The following is a 23,474-nucleotide window of genomic DNA, read 5'->3' as shown; positions in this document are numbered from 1 at the left end:
GTCAAACGGGGGAGAAAATTGAATTTACCAGAATTAAGAGTCAGGTATAACTTTCAGCCTTTAGCCGAACTAATCAGTCCGAACATATCGACCAGATTACGTCAGGCAGCCGTATTGATAGCATTTACTCAAGTCGACAACGACACGCATGTTATTTTAACCCGAAGGCCCATGCATCTTCGCAGTCACCCCGGACAGATAAGCTTTCCGGGGGGCAAGGTAGAGAAATCTGATACTGATCTCATCGCCACAGCATTAAGGGAAGCAGAAGAGGAGATCGCACTCAAAATTACCAATGTGGAAGTGATGGGGCAACATCCAAAATATAAAACTTTCACAGGATTTGAAATCACACCAGTATTTGGCATCGTCAAAAACAGTTTTATTCCTGTGCTGGATCCGGGGGAAGTCGACGACCTATTTACTATCCCTCTAGCCTTCTTGCTCAACAAAAATAACCGTCAGCATTATCTCTATCGACGCCAGGGCCAACAACACCCAGTCCACTTTATCCAATACAAGCAACATATGATTTGGGGGGCAACAGCTGCCATCATCGAACAACTCTGTCAGCAGCTTACCCGGCGATGATCACGGCTTTAATATCACTACACCACAAAGCGAACATACAAACCCGCAGCTAATGACGCCATTAATAACAGTGGAATGTTAAACCAATATTCCATTTTACTATGGTTAGCAAAATAGTAATTAAATGCCAAACTAACAAAACTTATCGCAGCACAAGACCAGATAACATACTCGAGCTCAATCGTTTGAGTTTGATCCCAGCCTAAGCGAACCGACTCCCCCTTACTTAAGTAATACCCAACCGCCCTTTCAGGTCTGGCTTTATCAAAAACTAGCAATGCATAGACAGCCAAAGACCATCCACATACCGATAGGAATGACAATAGGAGTTGAAACATCTTGACTCTTTTCATACAACCTCCCCAACAAATTCCCATACATTGGTACAACAATATGATATTGCGCCGCAGGTTTCAGCAACTTCTTGCATTTTATTGATAGAAAAATGACCGTTTTAATCATCTATCTTTTTTAATCTGCAATATATCCGAACTTTTCCCTCTTTTTACACTTGAGAAAAGCCCTCAGCAAGGTAATATAAACATCCAGTTTTTTTATAACAAGTTTCGTTGGAGAACTAAGCAGCAATGAGCATTACATCTGTCGCTTCTGTATTTAAAGGTGAGTTTGCGATCGGTTCGCAAGTTACTGTTCGTGGTTGGGTAAGATCTCGCCGAGATTCTAAGGCCGGCATCTCTTTTCTTGCCGTTTATGACGGTTCCTGCTTTGATCCTATTCAGGGTGTAGTGCCTAATAGCGTCGCTAATTATAATGACGAAATCCTAAAGCTTACTGCTGGTTGTTCAGTTGTGATGACAGGTGAAGTCGTAGAGTCTCCAGGTAAAGGCCAAGCATTTGAACTTCAAGTCACCAATGTTGAAGTTGCTGGTTGGGTTGAAGATCCAGATACTTACCCGATGGCTGCTAAACGTCACTCTATTGAGCATTTAAGAGAGTTAGCCCACTTACGCCCACGTACCAATATCATTGGTGCTGTTGCTCGTGTAAGAAACAGCTTATCTCAAGCTATTCACCGTTTTTACCATGAAGAAGGTTTTATCTGGGTATCGACACCGCTTATCACAGCATCTGACTGTGAAGGTGCGGGTGAGATGTTCCGCGTTTCAACTTTGGACATGGAAAACTTACCGCGCACTGACGCTGGTAAAGTAGACTACAGCGAAGATTTCTTTGGTAAAGAGTCTTTCTTAACCGTGTCAGGTCAGCTTAACGCTGAAACTTACGCTTGTGCATTGTCTAAGGTTTATACTTTTGGTCCGACATTCCGCGCTGAAAACTCTAACACTAGCCGTCACTTAGCTGAGTTTTGGATGGTAGAACCTGAAGTGGCTTTTGCTAACCTTGACGATGTAGCTGGACTTGCAGAGCAGATGCTTAAATTCTGTTTTAAAGCAGTGCTTGAAGAGTGTCGCGATGATCTTGAGTTTTTTGCTCAACGTGTTGATAAGACAGTTATCGATCGTCTTGAATCGTTTGTGAGCAGTGATTTTGCTCAAGTTGATTACACTGATGCCATTGAAATTCTTAAGGCTTGTGACAAGAGTTTCGAGTACAAGGTTGAATGGGGTATTGATTTACATTCAGAGCATGAGCGTTATCTTGCTGAAGAGCACTTTAAAGCCCCTGTCGTAGTGAAAAACTACCCTAAAGACATTAAAGCTTTCTATATGCGCCTTAATGACGATGGTAAAACCGTTGCAGCGATGGATGTCCTTGCGCCAGGCATTGGTGAGATCATCGGTGGTGCGCAGCGTGAAGAGCGGTTAGATGTTCTTGATGCCCGTCTTGCAGAGATGGAGCTTAGCCAAGAAGATTACTGGTGGTATCGTGATCTTCGTCGTTATGGCACCGTCCCTCATTCAGGCTTCGGTTTAGGCTTCGAGCGTTTAGTGTCTTATGTTACTGGTGTTTCAAACATCCGCGACGTGATCCCATTCCCTCGAGCACCAAAATCAGCGAGTTTCTAAAGTAACCAAGCTGTTTAAATGAGCTGATTACTTAAATAAAAAACGCCCTTATGGGCGTTTTTTTATGGCAAAAATAATCTGTAAGCTAGTTCACTGACATCGCTTTGTTATCGTGACGAGTGATCCAAGCGTAACCGAGTCGCTCCAAAATTCGATAGATATTGGATATCTCGTAATTAACCCCAAACGACTCTGAGATATAGCGTTGAATATCACAACCATGTAATGGATCCGTACTGCGACTGCACGTTCGTGCTTTGATAAAATGGGTCAATTGTTCTATCTGTGTGTCATTTAACGCCGCGGGTCTGCCTGTGTGCTTTTTCTCTTTGAGCCCTTCAAGACCAGCAGTTAAGTAGTTGGCAATCCATTTGTTGACACTGGTACGACTGACTTTTAAATATTCTGCAATTTGGTATCTTGATCGTCCCTCCTGAAAATGGAGTAACGCAAGTAACTTTAACCTCATTCGCGCATTAGTCTCTTTGCGAATAAGTCGCATTAAATCCTTTGGCTTACACACATTATCAGCCGTCACGTCGCTCTCCCCATCCCCCCCGATAAACAACAGAAATAGCGAACCAACTCTAATGAAAAACCCTGTATCTCGGTTTCACGACATTTTACAATTTCTGTTCTACTGGGATATTTGTAAATTCTGTACTGAGAAAATTTCTGATTATGATTTATATCAGGTATTTACTCTAAAAATTGCACACCCAACTTAATATGTAGTACAAAATATTCATCGTGACAAACTTATTCACCATAAATGCGCACAAATGACAGTGAATAACCCTAGTTCCCTTTACCAGCCTAGGCACCTAAGGACTAAAAAGTAAAACCAACTTGGGCAATAACGGCATCAACTTGCTCAAACAAAGCTAATTCAGCTAACTGCCCCACTCTTTCTGCACCATTATCTAAGGGTTTATGTTGATATAGCTCCAATCGATAAGAAATATTGAAGCCATCAGGAAGCTTATGACCAAATTTAACGCCAAAGGTATAGGTATCAAGCGCACCTAACCTGCTGTCAGCACTGCCATAAACAGGCTCTTTTGCTGTATCAAGTAGAAAAGTATGATAGAAGTCCGCAGCTGATTGACGGTAATACCGTAAATGGAGCTGCCCATAGAAAGTTGAAGTGAATTGATAACGATAGTGAGTTTCAAATGTATGAGATTTTATGCCCCAATCATCGAGACTATATCGATACGAAAAATCAACAACTCCCGTATCTAACGCACCTTTCGTCAATAGGTACACACTGTTTTTAAGCCGACTATCGGGTCTATGCTCATAACGATAACCTTGAGCTGTTCCCGTGTAATCAACGAGGCTGATGATTTTGTAGGGATCGGTCATGTAGCCATTAAGGTATGAGACACTGTAATTTCCCTGTACTAACCAATATCGATTCAGCAGTTGAGTAAAACCAAAACTGATATCGAGCGTCTGTTTTTCAGCACTTGATTCTTGCCGCGTTTTATCAAATTCATCTTCAAACTCAACTTGCGAGCTAAAATCCTCTCGGTATAACATTGGCGCCCACGCAACGGGTCGGCCTCCAACGGGATCAACAATATCGTAGTAGTACCCCAAAGCGGTATTGACTGAGCTATTACCTCGATTAAAGGAATGTTCAGCGCCAGTGTTCAAACCAAGAGAGGTGTAGTCATACTCTCTTGAAAGGTGAAAACCGAAATTAACTTTATCTGCGCTCGATAGTGTTTCAACCCAACTGCCATTGATCTGCAAACGCGTATCTTTGAAGGTATCGTCCAAGGGTGTGTCACCATTGACAGCATGATACACTCCATTACCAGAAGGACGAGTAAAGGTTTGTTGTTGTAACTGTGGCACCGCGCCATTAGGTGAAGCGCCGCTTAACGTATCAAGAAGTAACTTACCATCCAATACACTTTTATCGCCATATGAGGCTTGTAGATTAACAATTCCCTCAGCAGCAGTGACTCTATTCGGCTCTTGATAATAGAGCAGCGCCATGTCTATTTTTGTCACCTCAAGTTGCTTCCCGCCAAAGCTCTCCGCTGACTTTTTCTTTTCGCTTTCGGTGATGTTATTAACAAGTTCGCTGCCAGAGTTCTCTTGTACCGTATCTCCAGCAAAGGAGGGAGAGGAAAACAGAGCCAAACTCGCTATAGTTAAACTTTTACTGATGTTTTTATAGCGCTTAGGTTTAGCGCATTCCAGTAAACTCGATAATTCAAGGCAAGACGAGTTATCTTGTTTAGCTTGAATTTTAGCGTCTTCAGACATTCGGGTTAATTGCACCCACATCCTCCACCACCCTGTGAACGACCACCACTTGTCCCTTCTTTACTGAAGTAGATGTGGTCATCCAAGGTTAAATCCAGTTTTTCATTATCTAATGCCATATCTTCTCGGGCAAATTGATCTCGCTCCCAGGGTTGCACACCCAAAGTTGAGCAGCCGCTGAGCGTCAGCATCAAAAATAGAGAAGCTATATAAGTAATGCGTGAATCAATGCTCAGTTTCATTTTTTACTCTCATTTAATAAGCGAACCAATTCAGCTTCATATTCCAGCAAGTTTTCGCTAAAAAAACCAACATGGGTATTCACTAGCTCCCCTTCTCGATTAAACAGATAACTCGATGGCATACCGAGTATGCTAAATTCATTGGCCACTTTATGGTCCACATCATAAGCAATGGTGAAATTTGCAGGAGTCTGTTGCAGAAACTGTGTTGCTAACGCAGTATCGAAATCTAAGTTAACTGCGATGACCTTAAGTCCTTGATCAGCATATTTACTGTGCATTTGATCCATCCAAGGAAATGACTTTCGACAGGGACCGCACCAGGAAGCCCAGAAATCAAGATACACCACTTGTCCCTTCAGTTCTGACAGTGAATAAACATTGCCATCGCCGTCCTTAACTTCAACATCCAGTTTAGGCCCAGCCCACGCTACATTCATCCCAAGTAGGAGAGTAGCCATGTACGCCAATCTAATCAAACGATTATAATTAAAGATATTTCTCATCTTATTTAGGCTTTTAAAAATATTGATATAGTTCATTTATACACTGAGAACACCGTCAGTAAAAGAGTTGTTAAACAACTTTGTCATAACAGTTACTAGGACATCGTTTTAAACTCGCATAAACCGATAGAAAGCCAGACTCTCGACAATTAAGTCTGAAATATAGCTTACAAGAAGAGGGACATATTCATTATGATAAACAGTGTTATACTTGCAAAAAAATAATGAGTGAAAGGGATTTTAATGGAGCTAGCAAAGCTTAACAGTATACCAAAAACATCCTCATTATTGTTTCAACTTGCAGGTATCGTGACTGTCGCGATATATGTGCTCTATCGCATCAGTATAGAAGATTATGTGCTCGCAGGATTCTTTGCTGTTTCCATGCTCCCACTCGCACTGTCTATGTATCTTGAATGGCACAACAAGGCTAATCTTGCACAAAAAAAGCTGACTTTAATTTTAATCTGTATTGCTATCAGCTACAGCTGTTTTACCTTAGGTTATAAAGGACTTATCTATCTATTCCCCACTATTTTTGTCATCTATTTCTTATTTAGCCTTAAAGAAGCCGCTGTTTTATCGTTAATTTATTCTGTCATCAGCTTGTTGTTAGCACTTAATATCGAAGAGACATTTGTGGTCACTCGCTTCTCATTAGCCGTAGTAGATTGTCTCATCTTCGGTGCCATTTTTTCCCACGTCATCACCAAACAGAAACTTGCCCTACTCTATTTTGCGAATACAGATGAATTGACCGGAGTATCCAATCGAAAGCGTCTTATGGGCTCATTAACCCATGCACTGCAACATCACATATCTAAAGGAATTCAGTCCACTATCTTGTTACTTGACCTTGATCATTTCAAACAGGTTAATGATAAATATGGCCACCTTACTGGTGATAAGGTACTGCGGCAAGTCGCGCAAATCATTAAAAGCGTGGCACCCAATCAGGCTGAAGTCATTCGATATGGGGGCGAGGAGTTTCTTATCATATTAACTGGGCTTGATACCACTGAGGCTGCTGATATCGCACAGCAATTAATTCACAATATCGCAGCAATGCAGCTTGTGGAGATAGAGGAACCTATCACCTGCAGTATTGGGATTAACTCTCTTCCTGCGGCGAGTATCGATCATTGGCTGGCTGAGTGCGATAAAGCACTCTATAAAGCAAAGCTAGCTGGTAGAAACAGAGCAATTATCGCAACACAGTGTTAAGCCGAATTAAGCTCAGAATTGATATAAAATAGAGCAAGTCAAACTGATTGGTATTACTCATCGATTGCCAAGGGCTGCAGCAGATCCAGCCAATCATTTCCTGTCATCTCTGTGACGGATTGAGCTTCATGATCATAGATACTTTGTGCTAAGTTAAACTTCGACTCCTGCAGTCTTTGTATCCGCTCTTCCACTGTATCTTTACAGATCAATTTATACACGAACACTGATTTGTCCTGACCAATCCGATATGCCCTATCACTAGCTTGTTGCTCCGCCGCTGGATTCCACCAAGGATCCGTGTGGATCACCACATCGGCAGCGGTCAAATTCAAACCAGACCCTCCCGCTTTTAAGCTAATGAGAAAAACGGGCACCTCTTGATCCTGAAAGCGTTTAACTAGGCTTGCCCGATCACGGCTTTTCCCCGTCAGCTCAACGTGTGCAATAGACAACTTATCCAGTAGTTGTGAGATTAAAGTTAACATGCTGGTAAAAGAGGAAAAAATAAGCACCCGTCTGCCCTCTTCAATCATGCTGGGCAACTTATCAGCCAACCAGTTGAGCTTACCTGAACTCGTCACACCCGCATCATTAACTGGCTTATTGCCGATTTTAACAACCAACCTTTCTTTATCGCCAATGGAGTCCATTGACTCAGATGACAGCGAAGTATGTTCGCCGTCTATCGCTTTATCGGCAATAAGATCTAATTTAAGTAACTCTGGGTGACAGCACACTTGGCGTAACTTAAGCAGTGCGTTACTGATCGCTAAACGGTTTCGCTTCATCCCTGACTGAGATACCGCTTTTCTCAATTCATCAGACATGGTTAAACGGATCGTCTCATAGAGATCGCCCTGAACCTGAGTCAAGCTAATGTATTCATTGATCACCGTTTTAGCGGGGAGCTCAGTTGCCACATCAAATTTCATTCGTCGCAATAAAAAAGGGCTGATCCTTTGAACTAAAGCATGGCGTTTTACTTCATCATCCTCTTTCTCTATTGGAGCCTGATATAAACGGTTAAATTGCGTTGAATTACCTAAAAAACCGGGCATTAAAAAATTAAACAGTGACCATAACTCACCTAAGTGATTTTCAAGAGGAGTGCCCGTTAAACATAACTTGTGCGTCGATGTTAGACTGCCGACCACTCTGGCAATACGACTCCGGGCATTTTTAATATTCTGCGCTTCATCAAGCACAATAAGGTGAAAATGGGTATCAGCCCAAAACAGCGCATCTTGTTGCAGCGTGCCATAGCTACTTATCACGACATCAGTGTGTTTAATCTGGTTTGCATTTTTATGGCGTTTACCTCCAGACCACAAGAGTACGTTCAAATCTGGAGTAAAGGATTGTGCTTCGTTCAACCAGTTGGCTAGTAAACTGGTCGGTGCGACAATCAGACACGGTTTATTTAATCGACCAGACTCTTTATCAAGTAGAATACTCGCCAAGGTTTGAATGGTTTTCCCTAACCCCATGTCATCAGCTAATATGCCACAAAAACCTTGTTTTTTAAGAAACTGCAGCCAATTCAATCCTTGCTGTTGATACTCTCTGAGCTCTGCATTAAGGCCAACAGGAGGCTTAACAATATGAGCCTTAGCGCCAGCATGTTCTAAATAGGCGTAAACCTTTTCAGCCTTCTTCCTAAGTAAGCTACTGCCCTGCCACTCGAACTCACCACCAACTTTAATTGATGACAACTCGGCAACTCTCGTGAGCTGATGCAGGGGTAAGCTCACGGTATCGGTGGCTGTCAGAGGCTTTTTCTCATACAACTCAACCAATACCGTTAATATTTTCTTAATCCTAATGGCGGGAAGTGCGAGTCGCTCTCCGCTATCAAGATCCATGAGAATTGTGGTTTGATTATCAATATTTTCCACTAGACCTTGGCGTATTGCTTTGACTAGATAGGGCAACAGGTTCACTTTTTCCCCGTTAACTTCAACACCAATCTCTAGATCGAACCAACTTTTATCACTATCGCTATTATGTACATCCCCATACCAATGTTGAGCATGGATGACTTCGAACCGATTTTTAAGGTCATACGTAATTCCCCACCCCGCAAGTGATAACCGGCGAAGCATGATCATCTGCTCACTTAACTCTTGGGGGAGCAACCGCGTTCCAATGGGGAACATCGACCACACAGTCGATTCAAACATCGAGGTTAGAAGCGGCAAGCCTGCTAGCTGGATATTAAGTTCGGCAACGTGTTTCATCACCTCCGGTGCATCATAGGCAGATGAGAATACCTCGGCTAACTCTATGGTTAGATCAGCATGAATTAATGAGAAATTAGCGACTTCAAGTTCTAAACTGGATTTTTCATCCCATGAAAATTCAATATCATGTCGACTGACAGTAAGCTGAGGCGACCAATCGAGAGTGGAATCAAACAATGGACCGTCAATATCTTCAGAAGAAGGGGCAATGACTAAGCTCATGCTTGCCAAGTCTATGTACCCGTTATCTCCAATTGAAATGAACGCATCAGCATCGATATAATCATGGTGATAGTGAGTCTCAAGCCTAATGGGCGATTTCTCGCAGCTCATCCAAAAGCAGCGCTGAGTCGCACATAAGGTTTTAATAAAATCAAGCGATGTAAAATCAGCAATGTCCAGTGAGATCACTTCTTGTTGGGCTGCTCTTTGCACATCATCTAATGCTAGAGAACACTCTTTGAGCTGATTTAACAGATAAAGGTCTGCCTGAGTAACGTATTTAGGTTGGGAGGATTTAGTTGAAAAACCAAAGCCAATATCCTGCTTAATCGAATATTTGCCCTTTTTACTGATATAACCTTTATGAGCGGTTAAATGTAAACCTTGCTCACCTTTAGACAGCAGATAAACAATGCGGTGACGAGCCATATTTGGATAAGGATCAAAACGCTGATTAAATTCAGTTTTAAGCAATCTAATTGCAGTATCTGCGCGTTTATTTTCACTCAAGTAAGGAGTAATTGGATCTTGCTTTGCAATGTAATCAATCGCCAGAGCGGCTAAATGCTCACAAGGCGAGTCTGCATGACATGAGCAAAAACAGTGTTCAGATCCAACCACGGGACCTGCTGTCCAATCGAGTCGAACATGCACTTCATTTTTGACACTATCTTGAGCATTCTGATGACTTTGTGATTCAAACTTCCCACTCAATAACCAAGTGGAATAATCACAGTGAATTAACTCACCAGCAAACAGCAACTGCATTGCATTAAAGATTGTTGCTTGACTAAAATATGCTTCTAGCTTGACCAATGATTACGCCTTTCGCTGACTAAGTTAACTGATCTTATGCTGCCGATACTCAGACCATAAGCATTAAACCGAAAGCGAGAACTATAGCATTCTTACCCCATCACATCAGTTCTTTTAATGCGGTAATAAATCAAAAAATAATCAAGCGAGTCAAACATCTAATCAATGGCGCATTTTAAGAACAATCCAAGCGCATCATCACGTCTGTAATTGCTTTACAGAATAACGGATGAAGAATTAAAGACAAAAAAAAGAGAGCCATACTGTGGCTCTCTTTTTTGTACGTGGTGCCTACTCCTTATCTTGAGTTGGCCCAGTGATTCTTTTAATCCCCGAAAACATAGCAGAAATAATGCCAGGTTGATGTTTGCGTTCAGCCTGTATCACCGCTATAACATGAAACAAAATCAGTAAAAGTAAGAAGTAAGCGCCATAAAGATGAACTTGTCCTGCAACGCTTTTATAGGGTTTCACCTCATCTAGTTTTTGCTTATCAACGCCGGTTTCATCATAAGGTTTAATGCTACTTGCATCGACACCATCTTGGGCAATATACTCGGCCACCGCATGACCAAATGGGGGGTAATAAATATCAGTACCTGCCCGAAATAGACCTGTCACCAACATCACGGTTAACGTGAGCATGATGACGAACACTGCCAGTTTTCCGATAGGATTGTGTCCAATATATTGTGGGTTTTCACCTCGGTCTAATGCAGACTTATATCCCTTTATCGCACTAAAGCTGGGAATATTATTGGCAAATCTAGCGAAGTGACTACCGATAAAGCCCCATAAAATTCTGAATAGTAGATTAGCAGCAAAAAGATAACCAATGACCACATGCAGCTCTTTCAACTTAATTTTTGCTTCAAGCCCGGTAATGCCTAAATCTCTGCGAAACAACATCAATAACCCGACAAATACCAAACTCAATACCAACAACACATTGATCCAGTGAAATAGTCGACTCGGTTTGTCCCAAACCCGATAGTTTGTCGTCTCATTAGCCTGCTCATTAGCTAACTTCATATTCATCCCCTTGCATCTTAATCTATTACTGAAGGGTTATAGACTACTCCTTTTAAGCTTATTTTCAGTTAAGATTGCTTCATTCTGCCAAGTTGATGATTAATGACTCAATCCAATAACCGTAATAAGGATGCTTTGGTCATAGGTCGATAAAAATAAAATCCCTGCACCGCTTCAATTTCTGCCGTCCTGACAAACTCAAGCTCTTCTACTGACTCAACCCCTTCAGCAACAACATTGAGATCCAGCGCATGACTTAAGGTCGTTATGGCTTTCACTAATGCCTGTTGTTTTATTGAATGATCTGAATTTTGAATAAAGCTCTTATCTATCTTTATTTGATCTATGGGGAAGTGACTTAAATAAGAGAGAGAAGAATAACCAGTCCCGAAGTCATCAACCGCAATCTTAATTCCCATATTTCTGAGTTTTTGTAATGAAGCGATTAAATGGTTATGTTGTTTCATCAAAAGAGACTCTGTGATTTCGATGGTGAGCATGTCAAAAGGAAAAGGTTCAGCAGTCAAATTAAGTGCGATATTTAAAATGGAATTAATCAAATTATCTTGCAAAGAATGAGACCAAAACTCATACATAGAAACATTGATTGACAATCCAATATCCGGCGAGGTTTCTTGAAGTGTTAATAGAAATGACATCGACTCTTGTCGCACCCAATGACCCAAGTCAACAATTAACCCACTGCTTTCCGCTAAAGGAATAAACTCTTCAGGAGAAACGAATTTGCCCTCATGTTCCCATCTCAATAACACCTCTGCCCGTATTATTTTATTGGTTGTTAGGCAGATAATGGGCTGAAAGTAGAGTTCAAAAGCATGAGAGTCTAACGCTAACTTAAGCGCTGCATGTAAGTTAGCGGTACGTTCTGCGTTTTGCTGCATCTGCTCAGTGAAAAAATGAAAGCAATCTCTACCCTCATCTTTTGAGATATACATCGCCTGATCAGCACAGTTCAATACTTGCTCTAGCGTCATTGCATCTTCAGGAAAGCGCGTGATACCAATACTAACGCTGGTTAACACTTTTTTATTTCCACTTAACTTAATCGGTTGAGATACTGCATCATTGATTTTACTGGCTATAGCGACGAGCTCCCTCTCCTCCACTATTCCAGGTAAAAACAGCGCAAACTCATCACCACCCAATCTCGACAATAACGAGTTATCCACTATGCAGCCTTGGAGTCTTGTGGACACGGCCTGCAATAACTGGTCGCCTTTATCATGTCCGAAGGTATCGTTGACTTGTTTAAAGTTATCTAAATCCATCAACATAAACGCGAAACCACGGGTCTGGTTATCAGATTCAATTTCTGACTCCATGACCCTGAACAGATGATTTCGATTCGCAAGCCCTGTCAGTGAGTCATAGTTTGCTTGAAAGTAAATAAGCTCACTCGCCTTTTTACGTTCACTAATATCACTGAACAACCAAGATGAATATTGCTCATCTGAACCTTGCTCTTTAAATATGGATACTGTGAGTTCAAGATGGAAATACTCCCCACCGACTCTTCTACCAATGAGTTCTCCTTGCCAAGCTTGATTGGACTGCAATTGGCGACACATCAAAGTTAACTGTTGCCCTGAAGGCTGAAAAACAATCTGAGGATCGAACAAAACATAATCTGTTGGCTGGCACTGCAAATAACGATAAAAAGTGGGGTTTGCATCCAATATCGTTCCATGTGCGTCAGTCACAACCATCGCAATAGGAAGGTGTTTGAAGATATTTGCCGTGAGACGTTGAAATTGCAGTGCACTGCTACGTTCTATCGCTAAACTGGCAAGGCGTGCCGCTTCACTTATCAGAGCTAAGTCGATATCAGTGGGAGATTGAACTGAGTCATAGTACATGGCAAATGTTCCGAGTACTTTCCCTTGACTGTCTTTGATTGGCTCCGACCAACAAGCGTGTAAACCTGCGGATAATGGTAGCGCTTTATAGGGTTCCCAATAAGGGTGAGTACTAACATCTTCGACAATAACACGTTGGCCCGTAAAAGCCGCAGTACCACAAGATCCAACACCATCACCGATCTCGATTCCATGTATGGCTTGGTTATAACTATCGGGTAAATTTGGTGCTGCGCCAGTCAGTAGACGTTTACCATCATCGCTCAGTAACAGTATTGAGCCTATGGTGCCTAACTTTTCCTCTTCAATCAGTAACACCAGAGAGTGTAGAATATCTTTAAGAGGAGATGCATCGAGTAACATGGTCAGAATCGCGCCATAGCGCTTAATGCTAATATTTGAATGTGCCAGACTTGGCAGCTTAGCAACAATTGAGTCATGCTTTGGATTCATATAACGTCACACCCTTTATATATTGAATAATATATAACCATTTTACCTACATTATCTAATCACTTCTACATAATAACCATATGTCAAAAACTGGCATTCTCCATAAATTTTGCACAAAAAAAAGCAAGGCTAATAGCCTTGCTCGTATTCTTAATGTCTAATGCCTGTTATCTAAACAGGTTAGTTACTCAGCAATTCGCTCAAGTCTTGCCATGTAAAATCCATCAAAGCCAGAATCAGCAACGCTGATGGTCTCATCTTCTAAGAATTTAAAATGTTCATTTTCAGCTAAAAATGCATCCACCTGATCACGATTCTCTTCAGGCATGATTGAGCAAGTGGCATAGATCAAAATCCCGCCCACTTTCACCATACGACTATAGCTCTGTAAAATATGCTTTTGCAGTTCAACCAGTACAGGTAAACGCTCAGGAGTATCACGCCATTTCGCATCAGGATTACGTTTAAGTACACCAAGGCCTGAACAAGGCACATCAAGGAGTACTCTGTCAGCACTTAACTTAAGACGTTTAATCGTTTTGCTACTTGCGATAATACGCGTTTCAACATTACTGGCACTTGCACGACGTGCGCGCTGCTTAAGGCTGTCCAGTTTCCATTGCTCCACATCCATCGCCAGTAAACGACCTTTACCTTGCATTTGTGCAGCAATTGACAGAGTTTTACCACCTGCCCCCGCACAGGCATCAATGACGCGCATACCTGGTTTAGCATCGACTGCTGCGGCAACGAGTTGAGACCCTGCATCTTGCTGTTCAAACCAGCCTTTTTTAAAGCTTTCGGTGCGAAATAGTGCAGAGTCAGAAACAACTTCTAACGCAGTATCTACGCCTTCAACTTCTTTAGTTTGCACTTGCTCATTACGCAGTTTTTTGCCCAACTCTTCGCGCGTACATTTCAAAAGATTTGTACGAATAAAACGCTTAGGTTGAGTATTTAGCGCGGCACGTTCTTTAGGCCAGTTATCACCCAGTTGTGCCTGTCCCATGGTGTCTAACCATTCTGGACAACCATCCCAAAGCGCTGGCTGCTGCTTAGCTTCTTCAAGACGGGTAAAATATTCAGTTTCAACTAATGGCAAAGAGTACTGTAACGTTGGCAGCTCAAGCTCATGGAACAAGTGCCATGCATTTAGCAAACGCGTCCCCAGACGAGACATCTCCTCAGGCTTTACGTCAGACAGGAAACAGTACAAATTGAGTCGGCGTAATATATCTCCGGCAACCTTAGTAATACGGGCTTGTTCAGATGGTGGCAGTTGAAGACCTGAAAAGTGAACTGAATACGCTCTATCTAAAGGTTTCCCTTCAGATAAAACCATTTCTAAAACACTAATAACCAATTCTGTTGAGCTAGGGGAAAGCGGAGAGTTAAGCATGATATTGCCTGTTGTAGATGTATGGAGTAAAAACGATTGGATAATAAGAGTTAAGCCCGCAATAGGCAAGACATCTCTTACCTCTGCCTTCAATATTTGACCATGGTTTTGCCTCAGAAACAAAAAAGCGACCCAAAGGCCGCTTTAACACACTATTTCTGTGCCCTTAAACGAAGTTGTTCAAGGGTTTTTAAGTCTGGTGTCTATCCACGAATAAAATAGGGAATGGCGACTAAAACAACACCCACAATGAGCAGCATGGTCACACCGGTCATAAAATAGGGAAAAATGCACAGTGCAATGCCGATACACAAGGGCACTAACTTACTCTGCCGTTTACCGTAGATAAAATATCCCATGCCAATGGAACCGAATAGCACAACCCACAACATCATAGATGCACTATCCATAATCTCTTCTACCTTTATTATCTACACATTCCACGGATTTGGTGGCAGCTTCTTACTGTCGCTACTTTTTGAAGAGCGGTTAGACGAGGTATCAGACTTTTTCGATCGACTCTCAAAGTTTGGTTTAGTCCGTGACGATGAAGACTCACGCTTACTTTTGCCACTCGGAGCCGAACTCTTCTCGTCATTGCTACCACGAACTGGCTTATTTTTAGGCTCGAAATTTAACACTGAGATAGGCACTTCTTTGCTCGGCTCAAACCCTTCTATCGCTTTACGGGTAATAAGGTGTCCTAAACGGCGCTCAATCATACACAGGTTTTTGAAATCATCTCTTGATACCAATGAAATAGCTTCACCTGATGCACCGGCACGGCCTGTACGACCTATACGGTGTACATATTCGTCTGCAGGAAAAGGCAAGTCGTAGTTAATCACTAACGGAAGAACATCGATGTCTATTCCGCGCGCTGACACGCCAGTCGAGATTAAATACTTAATGTTCCCAGCTTTGAAATCGGCTAATATTTTCTCACGAATGGCTTGAGTACGACCACTATGAATACATTCTGATTCAATACCACGCTTTTCAAGCTGACTCACTAACTTACCTGCACCATGCTTGGTTTCAATAAAAATGAGTGCTTGCTGCCAGTTATTCTCATTAATAAGGTGGCTCAATAGTGCCGACTTCTTATCTTTATCGACAGTAATAAGCCACTGATCAATATTTGGCTTACCCTCGCCTTCTTTGTTAAACGATAACTGAATGGCATTAGCAACCGTGTCTTTAGCCAGTTCTCTTACCTGTCTTGAAAGCGTGGCTGAAAACAGTAAATTCTGTCTCTGCTCTGGCAGAGTATCAATAATCTTAGTGATATCTTCGATAAAGCCCATATCAAGCATTCTATCGGCTTCATCGAGTACGAGTATTTCAATTTCATCGAAGTGAATTGCACGTTGAGTATAAAGATCACGTAAGCGTCCAGGGGTCGCAACAACAATATCAACGCCATCGATTAGCGCTTGCTTTTGTGGTTCATAATCGACACCACCATAGATAGCAATAGATTTGAGTGCTAGATGCTTACCATAAGCCTCTATGCTCTTACACACTTGCAGTGCAAGTTCTCTTGTTGGCGTTAATATCAGCGCACGCGCACGTTTCTTCTTTTGTGTCTCGCCCTTTGAAAGCATTTCAAGAATAGGCAATACAAAAGTGGCCGTTTTACCACTACCTGTTTGCGCAGCGGCAATTAAGTTTTTACCTTTAAGGGCGAGTGGGATCGCCTCTGCTTGAATAGGGGTTGGCGCAGTGTAACCCAATTCGGTTACGGCATTTAAAATCGGTTCGCTTAATCCAAGTTTAGAGAATGGCATTGGAGATCTCAGGTAAAAGAAAATAATCACCCTGTTTCGCTTACTGCAAAACAGAAGTGCTAAAAAAGTATGGGAGTGATTATAACAGAAAATGGATATTCTTAAGGCTCTACAAGCTTAATACTTTTATGTCGCTCTTTTCAGCAATAAAATACAACTTAAGTTTGAATGGTTAACATAACATCAACGAGCGGTAAGTAGGTTTCAGCTTAATACCGCCGCGACAAAGGTCATTTCGACTAAATAACTAGGATCGACTAACTCCGCCTTCACACAAGCTCGGCTCGGTGCACAACCTTCGGGGAACCATACATCCCACTGCGCATTAAGGGTTGCAAGATAGGCAAAATCGGTCACATAAATAGTCACGGATAAAATACGTGATTTATTGCTATTAACCAGAGCTAATGTGGCTTCTGCCTGAGTCAGTATCTGTTGGACTTGACCGCTGATGTCTGCGCTCGTGTCCTCTGCAATCTCAACAAAATGTGCCATATTATTAAACACGGTTGCATCTGACCAACGAACTGTAGGGTTTATTCGTTTAATATCCATTATTTCTATCCTGATAAATAAAAGGAATATAATACAGAAGTTTTTCAATATCAGAAACAGCATCTGGTAAGTTGAAGAGCTGCACAACTTAGTTTAATCACATTTTGTGAACTGAAATGCTTTATAGAAAGGAATGATTGAAACTCTTAGAATATTCAACACATATATAAATCGAGTATTACTGACTAAGTAAGCCAACAGTAATAAAGGTTAGATAATTAAGTGAATAAATAGTTATATTTTATCATTTAAATGTGTAAGCAAGATAGCTACTGTGTGAATAAAGAGTGTTGTTTTTAGTCATGTGATTCATCATTAAGATTAGTCAATGTTATCTTAGTAATAGCAAGCTAGCAGGCATTTTTGATTGATAAAGGCGGTAAAGCATGACTCCGCCACGATATATTGTTAATTCAACCAACAAGATCCAGCAACTCTTGCTTTACAAGAACTAAAAGCCCTGTGACAAGCTGAAGGAGAATTACTGCCGCTTGATATACATTCATTAAATTGAGAATTACACTGAGCACAAGATGCTGCATAGGCTGATGTTGCAAAGCCTATTCCTAAACCTATCAGTAATACTTTAGCTGTTTTTGCTATATTCATATTAAACTCCATTCAATATTTATTGGTGAGCAGAATTGCACAAAACATACTAGTTCTAAATTTACTTTTTACTCAATAACTCTAAAGCGCTATATTAATCAGCACTAAAGTACTACGTTTTATTTCATTAATTACAACTGTATTCAACACAGCGTATTAATTAAAAGTAACAAGGCAAAAAAACATTAACTTAAGCAGTAGACGTCATATTAAAATGTGTTAGGTTAACAATGCTATGAAATAAAATTTATTTTAAAGGACTAGGATTATCATGACGGCAAAAGAGATAATAAAATCGACATTGAGTTATTCATTTGTACTTGCTCTTGGGCTAGGGCTAGGTTTTGGCGCATTACAAGGCTATACATGGCTAACGACACCAGCGACAGTTGTGATGGACGACTTTTCGTCGCATTTTTCACTGACAGATAAACCAGTAATCATGTATGGCGTTGATTGGTGTCCGAGTTGTAAGAATACAAGAGCCTATTTTTCAAAGAATAATATTGAATATGTTGAATTTAACCCTGAAAAAGATCCTGAAGCATTAGAAAGATTTAATCAATTAGGTGTAAATGCATATCCCGTGATCATAATTGGCAACAAAAGAATTATTGGGCTGGATGTTGAAGAGATAAATTTAGCTTTATCAGAAAACAATATTCAACTATGACCGACAACTCACTGCAAACGGATGAGTTAGTAGATTACTTAATCTGAAGTTTCTTTTTAAATCATCAACTTAATTATTTTTTATTTCTCATCTATCTGACAGTTTTGCTTGATGCCAAGAATATTGTTTATATCAAGGCGAGAGTTCGTACGTAATAGCTGGCTATTACTAGAAAACTCAACACAGATAGGGGCATGAGCAGCTCAGTTTATCCCGAATTAGGGTTACTTATTACCGTCCCGGATGTCCTCTAAAGCTTCGTTAATGAGCGTACTTGATGTTCCCTTTGTATAGGGAAAGTAGATAACCTCGCAATCAACTTCTGCTAACTGTTTTTCAAAGTCTTTCCATTTCGGAGTATCGTACCAATCGTCACCAACAAACAAATACCTAGCATGATTTTTTAACGCAGCGGCAGCCTTATCCATATTGTTTTGCGGGATAGCCACATCCACATACTTACATGCTCTTACTACTTCAATACGGTCGGAATATGGGATCACAGACTGCTTTCCTTTATACATGACTAATTCATCAACCGTCACCCCAACCACAAGTTTGTCACACATTGATTTAGCATTCCTAAGTAGGTTAACGTGACCAACATGAAATAGGTCATACACTCCACTCGTATATCCAATGATCATTTAATTATCCTTAAATTTTCTTTGAACCAGATTTCATAAGAGTTTTCATCATCGTATTGATCAAAAATTTCGGTCAAATCGACAGGGAACCCCACTTTTTTTTCAAATGCAAAATCATGTCCTTTATAGGGAGAGATTAATTCTCTAAGAGGGGTTTTACCCAACACTTGACCCATTAATGCTGCTGGGGACATTTTAGCTGCGAGCTGAAAAGTGTGCATATTGGCGATAGGCTCTCGACCTTCTATTCCCGCTGCCATTAGGGAGAAATCTAAACGACGAAACAAAATGGGCATGTGATAGCGAATAAAAAACCACCTTACCGTTTCAAAAGGACTTACAAAGGTCAACCCATCAAAAATAGATAACATGCGAACGTAGAGTTGGCTCCCCTTTATTGGCGTTATGTAGCAATACATCTCAAGGAAAACATCAAAATCAAACTGGCTGGCATCGCTGGCCCATTTAAAAATACGATCGTAGCCAGCGAAAAACTCATCAGCTCCCTCGCCAGATAACAGTACTTTCACCCCTTCTGCAGCGGCTGTTTTAGCAATAATGGAGAGTAAAACTTCATTAGGAACAGACATTGGCTCACCACGAAGGGATAAGAGATGATTAAATTCAGCTCGATATGTTTCAGGATCGCACTCGAATATACTGAGATTATCGATATTCTGCTCTCTCAAATACTCTAAATCTTCATCTCCCCTAAACCCTATGGTGTAATATTTATCGAATTCACCTAACTCCTTTAGTAAGTTACTGTCTATACCCCTACTCAATAGTAAACCAATCGGTGCATCGGATACCTGACGTGTCTTGATCCCTTTTTCCATCGCGACTTTCAGTGAGGCAATGTCGATATTTTCATACTCGCCATCAAGATGTGCCAGTAGATTGAAATACTCGCCATTAATCAAACAAGTACTTGGGGCAACTTCATCAATCCCGGTGAAAAATGATCCACTCAATATTGGTGCCCTAACTGCACGGTACTCTTCAATGGCATGGTCATTAACAGATAGATTAAACAATTTTTTTAGGGTGTTGGGTTCTGAGGAAAAACTAATAAACCCATCTCTTTTATGATAGAAAAGTGGCTTCACCCCAAAGCGATCCCGTGCACAGTGTTTTAATTCTCCAGTGGGTGAGATATAGATAAAGGCAAAGAAACCATCGAGCTCCGCGAGATCTAAATATCCACTTTGTGCTAGATCGCCCAGCAGTACAGTGTCACTTTTGTACCGGGTATTAAAATACTTTTCACCAAGCTCTACAAAATTTAGGATTTCACCATTGAAAACCAGTAAGCCACCATCATCAAGGATCAAAGGCTGGTTTACACCGCTTTCAACATCAATGATGGCTAAACGGGAGTGGTATGCTTTCCAGCCATTGTGCTCTATTAAGCCAGATGAGCAGTCCGGACCTCGAAACCTAAGTGTCTTTTCAATGGTTTCCTGCATATCTTGGTTGATAAGAGGATCGTTAGTGACAAAAATACCGCACATATAATAAAACCCTTCTTTTATGACTGATGCATCTGTTGAGGTTTCTTCATATAGATTCTAGTGAGTCACGGCCCTTAATCTCTATATAGGTTTGGCAGCATTAATAGAAAAACAATATTGATGGATATTGCAACTTTACTGATTGCGTCGATTAGCGTTCCGACCAATATTGACACTTATTAATTTATGTCCATATAAATCATTACGTTCATCTCGCTATACTTTTCTCAGACCATGCTTTTTTGCCCTTGATTAGAGTGTAGGACAGTCTTTTAGAAGTTACCAAAAGTTGATGTTAGCTTATTAAAAAATCACCAGACTACATCACAAAGAAACACGATTCTCTCCGTATGCAGTTGCACTGACTAAGATGCATTGCACCGAATAACCGAATTCAAACCAAAGCTTGTCATCAATGGAAATATCCGTCAGAAGCAGAGTTCCTTCAATCTGGTTTTTTGCATCCTCTATTGCTTTATAAGTGGCCGCGGACTCTCCATAGGGAATGAAGTAAAGAACAGATGTCTGGCAACTTTCACCTCCCACAACACCGAGTTTCGACATTGGTTGGTCTTGAGTCGCAGTAATTAAATCTGTGTCAGCTAGGTAAGTTTGGGTAATAAACGAACCATGAGTTGCCAAGTTGCAACCAGTTAATAGAAGCAGTGACACAAGTAGTGTGTAAATCTTATCATTCAAAGGACACATCTCCGGTCGGATACATCAGAGTAAGTAAGTCGTATCAATACAGATTAACCATTAATAATCGTGATAAGTCTATTGATGAAACGTTTAACCGCCTCTTTATCCGAAAACTTAAACGCTAAACCATAATGAATGCCATTAAGGCTTTTTTGCACTCGCTTTGGAAATCGAGTCATCTCATTATTATGGAAGTAGCCTTCTTTGTGCTTTACCCCTTTGAGCTCAGAAAGATCGGCTAAAAACACCTCATAAGCCGGTCTAATAACCAGCTGACAATCTTTATCAGCGCCATGAAGATAAATAGGTTCTTTGAGCTCTGGTAACATATATTCGGTTATTTTCTTTATCGTAAAGTTTGTTCTGCAATTGAGTGAACTTAACGCTGTCATCAATTCGCTGTGTTCTATTGTCATGAGTATTCCTAGTCGGTTGATTCGGGCTGAAAAATAGCCGCTGCAACGAATGCTATTATTATCGGGACTCTAGCAAAAATACGCGGCTCATGCTTCATAAAAGATATTTAATTGTCTTGCTTCGTTACATCCGGTCATGGCTGCTCATCTGCACCATGGCAGCAACATTTCTTCATTGTAGAGGAGTGATTAAGTCACTAACGAGACAGGGGGACATTAATGGAGACTGGTTGGAAAAATGACTGTTCGTTGCCTACGCACTCAATGGCGTAGGTCAACGGCTCAACACGTGGTCAATGAGGATAAATGCAAAATAAAAAATGGCGCCAATATGGGCGCCGTTTTATTCCATCTAGTATTATATCTTATCGATACCGAGCTTAAACTTCTTCAAAATACCAGAAGCCACGATTAACCCATTCAGTTAACTGTCCCACAAAGACTTCATTAGATAGCCACTCTGCTAAGCTGTTCTCACTCAAAAATTGGTTATCACATAATGCAGGAATAACAGCAACAAGCTCGCGAGGTAAACTGACTTGTTCACCATTAATGTAAAAAACACCTTGTTTAACTGATGCATCAAAATAGAGCGCCTTAAGTCCTCCAAGACGAGTTAACACCTGCTCTTTTAGCATGTCTATTACATCGACAGCGTGAAAACCTAAGTTCTCTTCAGGCAGATCCAATTCACACTTTGAACTCGTCAAATATCGGCCTGAAAACTCACTAATCAACTGTTCATCAAGCGTATTTAATAATTGCGTTTTAATCCGTGCTAAATCTGTTGCATCAACACGACCACTTTGATCGCTCAAAGCTCTGTCAGGATCTTCAATCTGCTCACACGCTAATTCATTATCGATTAAATGATCAGCCAAGGCACTGACCATGTCTTTGGCACTTGCTGTTCTATAACCAACAGAAAAACTCATCGACGCTTCCAATGTGACACCGTCATGAGGGTAGCCAGGTGGAAGATACAAAATATCACCGGGTAATAACTCGACATCGATAATGGGGTCAAACGCTTCAGTGTGAAGTAATGCTGGATGCGCTGCAAATTGCTTGTGCGGACCTCGGTCGCCTACACGCCAGCGACGTCGTCCAGAACCTTGACAAATAAACACATCATACAGATCAATATGAGGACCAACTCCACCACCAGGCGTGGCATAACTCACCATGACATCATCAAAACGCCAGCGAGGAATGAAGTCAAAACATTGAATTAATTTTTCCGCATCGGGAAGCCAATTATTTAACGCCTGAACCACAAGCGTCCAATCAGACTCACCTAAATGTTCATAACTATCAAAGGGACCGAACTCAGCTTGCCATTCGCCTTCACTTTTATATATACGACGTGATTCAACCATCTCATCACACGCTAAACCTGCCATCTCTTCTGGCGAAAGCAGATCGCTGAAGTTGCGAAAGCCTTGTCGAATCACTAATGGCTTTTTCTGCCAATAATCTTTCAGGAATATCTCAGGGGTAAGCTCACCCAGCTCAAGTTGCATATCTGTATTAACCAGCAAAAAATTTTGGCGATGCTAGCAACAAATAGCGGTTTAAAAACTCGATGAGATCATAAAAATATCAACTTATATCGATTTAATATTGATGAAAGACGAAATAGTAATGTACCGAGTTCACATTTGGGAAAAATGATATAAGTAAAATAGAAGG

The 23,474-nt window shown here is 41.1% G+C and carries 22 protein-coding genes; 4 read left to right on the top strand and 18 right to left on the bottom strand.

Translation table 11 applies throughout. The features are described from left to right. Nucleotides 1-18 precede the first annotated feature (18 nt). On the top strand, nt 19-591 hold the full coding sequence (locus tag FN961_RS13500; RefSeq protein WP_144040699.1) for a CoA pyrophosphatase: 573 nt from the start codon (nt 19-21) through the stop codon (nt 589-591). Between the two features lie 17 nt (nt 592-608). Here the strand turns inward: FN961_RS13500 and FN961_RS13495 are convergent, their stop codons facing one another. Further along, the gene (locus FN961_RS13495) at nt 609-944 is read right to left on the bottom strand and encodes a hypothetical protein (protein WP_144040698.1); all 336 of its coding nucleotides are present in this window, start codon (nt 942-944) and stop codon (nt 609-611) included. 234 nt (nt 945-1,178) lie between these two features. Here FN961_RS13495 and asnS point away from each other — a divergent pair, with 234 nt between their 5' ends. Beyond that, complete coding sequence (gene asnS / locus FN961_RS13485) at nt 1,179-2,579, top strand: asparagine--tRNA ligase (RefSeq protein ID WP_144040697.1); 1,401 nt, start codon at nt 1,179-1,181, stop codon at nt 2,577-2,579. 85 nt (nt 2,580-2,664) lie between these two features. On the opposite strand, the gene FN961_RS13480 is transcribed toward asnS, so the two are convergent. The 4 genes from FN961_RS13480 to FN961_RS13465 form a co-directional block, all read right to left on the bottom strand. Next, a complete protein-coding gene (locus tag FN961_RS13480) occupies nt 2,665-3,117 on the bottom strand; it encodes a helix-turn-helix domain-containing protein (protein ID WP_144040696.1) in 453 nt (150 codons plus the stop codon). Nucleotides 3,118-3,410: 293 nt separating this feature from the next. Beyond that, nucleotides 3,411-4,877 carry a DUF3570 domain-containing protein gene (locus FN961_RS13475; RefSeq protein ID WP_229814703.1) on the bottom strand — a complete coding sequence of 489 codons (1,467 nt, stop codon included), beginning with the start codon at nt 4,875-4,877 and terminating at the stop codon, nt 3,411-3,413. After that, nucleotides 4,868-5,104, bottom strand: coding sequence for a DUF4266 domain-containing protein (locus FN961_RS13470; protein ID WP_144040694.1), 237 nt, complete (start codon nt 5,102-5,104; stop codon nt 4,868-4,870). The genes FN961_RS13475 and FN961_RS13470 overlap by 10 nt, the downstream gene beginning before the upstream one ends. Further along, entirely contained in the window at nt 5,101-5,565 is a 465-nt protein-coding gene (locus tag FN961_RS13465; RefSeq protein WP_144040693.1) for a TlpA disulfide reductase family protein, read from the bottom strand. Before FN961_RS13465 ends, FN961_RS13470 begins: the two co-directional genes overlap by 4 nt. Before the next feature lie 288 nt (nt 5,566-5,853). On the opposite strand from FN961_RS13465, the gene FN961_RS13460 reads away from it, so the two are divergent. Then, nucleotides 5,854-6,834, top strand: a complete 981-nt coding sequence (locus FN961_RS13460) for a GGDEF domain-containing protein (RefSeq protein WP_144040692.1) — start codon at nt 5,854-5,856, stop codon at nt 6,832-6,834. Nucleotides 6,835-6,887: 53 nt separating this feature from the next. Here the strand turns inward: FN961_RS13460 and FN961_RS13455 are convergent, their stop codons facing one another. The 8 genes from FN961_RS13455 to FN961_RS13420 all read right to left on the bottom strand — a co-directional run bounded on the left by FN961_RS13455 (nt 6,888) and on the right by FN961_RS13420 (nt 17,830). Beyond that, entirely contained in the window at nt 6,888-10,115 is a 3,228-nt protein-coding gene (locus tag FN961_RS13455; protein ID WP_373293417.1) for a DEAD/DEAH box helicase, read from the bottom strand. Between the two features lie 291 nt (nt 10,116-10,406). Next, nucleotides 10,407-11,147 (bottom strand): cytochrome b/b6 domain-containing protein, encoded by a 741-nt coding sequence (locus FN961_RS13450; RefSeq protein WP_144040691.1) that lies wholly within the window; start codon nt 11,145-11,147, stop codon nt 10,407-10,409. A 107-nt stretch (nt 11,148-11,254) separates the two neighbouring features. Then, the gene (locus tag FN961_RS13445; protein WP_144040690.1) at nt 11,255-13,477 is read right to left on the bottom strand and encodes a bifunctional diguanylate cyclase/phosphodiesterase; all 2,223 of its coding nucleotides are present in this window, start codon (nt 13,475-13,477) and stop codon (nt 11,255-11,257) included. Nucleotides 13,478-13,661: 184 nt separating this feature from the next. Beyond that, complete coding sequence (locus FN961_RS13440) at nt 13,662-14,876, bottom strand: RsmB/NOP family class I SAM-dependent RNA methyltransferase (protein ID WP_144040689.1); 1,215 nt, start codon at nt 14,874-14,876, stop codon at nt 13,662-13,664. 203 nt (nt 14,877-15,079) lie between these two features. Further along, nucleotides 15,080-15,286: a hypothetical protein gene (locus tag FN961_RS13435; protein ID WP_144040688.1), complete on the bottom strand. Its 207-nt coding sequence runs from the start codon at nt 15,284-15,286 to the stop codon at nt 15,080-15,082. A 21-nt stretch (nt 15,287-15,307) separates the two neighbouring features. Continuing rightward, entirely contained in the window at nt 15,308-16,666 is a 1,359-nt protein-coding gene (locus FN961_RS13430) for a DEAD/DEAH box helicase (protein WP_144040687.1), read from the bottom strand. A 204-nt stretch (nt 16,667-16,870) separates the two neighbouring features. Beyond that, on the bottom strand, nt 16,871-17,221 hold the full coding sequence (locus FN961_RS13425; protein WP_144040686.1) for a RidA family protein: 351 nt from the start codon (nt 17,219-17,221) through the stop codon (nt 16,871-16,873). 408 nt (nt 17,222-17,629) lie between these two features. Next, nucleotides 17,630-17,830: a hypothetical protein gene (locus tag FN961_RS13420; RefSeq protein ID WP_144040685.1), complete on the bottom strand. Its 201-nt coding sequence runs from the start codon at nt 17,828-17,830 to the stop codon at nt 17,630-17,632. 271 nt (nt 17,831-18,101) lie between these two features. Between FN961_RS13420 and FN961_RS13415 the strand changes: the two genes are divergently transcribed. Next, nucleotides 18,102-18,503 carry a glutaredoxin family protein gene (locus tag FN961_RS13415; RefSeq protein WP_144040684.1) on the top strand — a complete coding sequence of 134 codons (402 nt, stop codon included), beginning with the start codon at nt 18,102-18,104 and terminating at the stop codon, nt 18,501-18,503. Between the two features lie 224 nt (nt 18,504-18,727). On the opposite strand, the gene FN961_RS13410 is transcribed toward FN961_RS13415, so the two are convergent. From FN961_RS13410 to FN961_RS13390, 5 genes are all read right to left on the bottom strand, one after another. Continuing rightward, a complete protein-coding gene (locus FN961_RS13410; RefSeq protein ID WP_144040683.1) occupies nt 18,728-19,150 on the bottom strand; it encodes an FAD synthase family protein in 423 nt (140 codons plus the stop codon). Continuing rightward, nucleotides 19,147-20,664, bottom strand: coding sequence for an asparagine synthetase B family protein (locus FN961_RS13405; protein ID WP_144040682.1), 1,518 nt, complete (start codon nt 20,662-20,664; stop codon nt 19,147-19,149). Before FN961_RS13405 ends, FN961_RS13410 begins: the two co-directional genes overlap by 4 nt. 324 nt (nt 20,665-20,988) lie before the next feature. Further along, a complete protein-coding gene (locus FN961_RS26065; RefSeq protein ID WP_229814702.1) occupies nt 20,989-21,363 on the bottom strand; it encodes a hypothetical protein in 375 nt (124 codons plus the stop codon). A gap of 53 nt (nt 21,364-21,416) precedes the next feature. Continuing rightward, nucleotides 21,417-21,782, bottom strand: coding sequence for a hypothetical protein (locus tag FN961_RS13395; protein ID WP_144040681.1), 366 nt, complete (start codon nt 21,780-21,782; stop codon nt 21,417-21,419). Between the two features lie 380 nt (nt 21,783-22,162). Continuing rightward, nucleotides 22,163-23,305: a ribosomal protein uL16 3-hydroxylase gene (locus tag FN961_RS13390; protein WP_144040680.1), complete on the bottom strand. Its 1,143-nt coding sequence runs from the start codon at nt 23,303-23,305 to the stop codon at nt 22,163-22,165. Between the last annotated feature and the right edge of the window lie 169 nt (nt 23,306-23,474).

Source organism: Shewanella hanedai (assembly GCF_007197645.1).
Classification (GTDB): domain Bacteria; phylum Pseudomonadota; class Gammaproteobacteria; order Enterobacterales; family Shewanellaceae; genus Shewanella; species Shewanella hanedai.
The sequence above is the reverse complement of the archived record's forward strand: the minus strand, read 5'-3'. Positions and strand labels throughout refer to the sequence as shown.

What these genes read in the sequence shown, in the direction of transcription:
- FN961_RS13395 (WP_144040681.1), bottom strand. Translation starts at nt 21,782, where the DNA reads ATGACAATAGAACACAGCGAATTGATGACAGCGTTAAGTTCACTCAAT.
- FN961_RS13465 (WP_144040693.1), bottom strand. Translation starts at nt 5,565, where the DNA reads ATGGCTACTCTCCTACTTGGGATGAATGTAGCGTGGGCTGGGCCTAAA.
- FN961_RS13415 (WP_144040684.1), top strand. Translation starts at nt 18,102, where the DNA reads ATGACGGCAAAAGAGATAATAAAATCGACATTGAGTTATTCATTTGTA.
- FN961_RS13410 (WP_144040683.1), bottom strand. Translation starts at nt 19,150, where the DNA reads ATGATCATTGGATATACGAGTGGAGTGTATGACCTATTTCATGTTGGT.
- FN961_RS13425 (WP_144040686.1), bottom strand. Translation starts at nt 17,221, where the DNA reads ATGGATATTAAACGAATAAACCCTACAGTTCGTTGGTCAGATGCAACC.
- FN961_RS13430 (WP_144040687.1), bottom strand. Translation starts at nt 16,666, where the DNA reads ATGCCATTCTCTAAACTTGGATTAAGCGAACCGATTTTAAATGCCGTA.
- FN961_RS13445 (WP_144040690.1), bottom strand. Translation starts at nt 13,477, where the DNA reads ATGAATCCAAAGCATGACTCAATTGTTGCTAAGCTGCCAAGTCTGGCA.
- FN961_RS13495 (WP_144040698.1), bottom strand. Translation starts at nt 944, where the DNA reads ATGAAAAGAGTCAAGATGTTTCAACTCCTATTGTCATTCCTATCGGTA.
- FN961_RS13390 (WP_144040680.1), bottom strand. Translation starts at nt 23,305, where the DNA reads ATGCAACTTGAGCTGGGTGAGCTTACCCCTGAGATATTCCTGAAAGAT.
- asnS (WP_144040697.1), top strand. Translation starts at nt 1,179, where the DNA reads ATGAGCATTACATCTGTCGCTTCTGTATTTAAAGGTGAGTTTGCGATC.
- FN961_RS13420 (WP_144040685.1), bottom strand. Translation starts at nt 17,830, where the DNA reads ATGAATATAGCAAAAACAGCTAAAGTATTACTGATAGGTTTAGGAATA.
- FN961_RS13440 (WP_144040689.1), bottom strand. Translation starts at nt 14,876, where the DNA reads ATGCTTAACTCTCCGCTTTCCCCTAGCTCAACAGAATTGGTTATTAGT.
- FN961_RS13450 (WP_144040691.1), bottom strand. Translation starts at nt 11,147, where the DNA reads ATGAAGTTAGCTAATGAGCAGGCTAATGAGACGACAAACTATCGGGTT.
- FN961_RS13405 (WP_144040682.1), bottom strand. Translation starts at nt 20,664, where the DNA reads ATGTGCGGTATTTTTGTCACTAACGATCCTCTTATCAACCAAGATATG.
- FN961_RS13460 (WP_144040692.1), top strand. Translation starts at nt 5,854, where the DNA reads ATGGAGCTAGCAAAGCTTAACAGTATACCAAAAACATCCTCATTATTG.
- FN961_RS13470 (WP_144040694.1), bottom strand. Translation starts at nt 5,104, where the DNA reads ATGAAACTGAGCATTGATTCACGCATTACTTATATAGCTTCTCTATTT.
- FN961_RS13435 (WP_144040688.1), bottom strand. Translation starts at nt 15,286, where the DNA reads ATGGATAGTGCATCTATGATGTTGTGGGTTGTGCTATTCGGTTCCATT.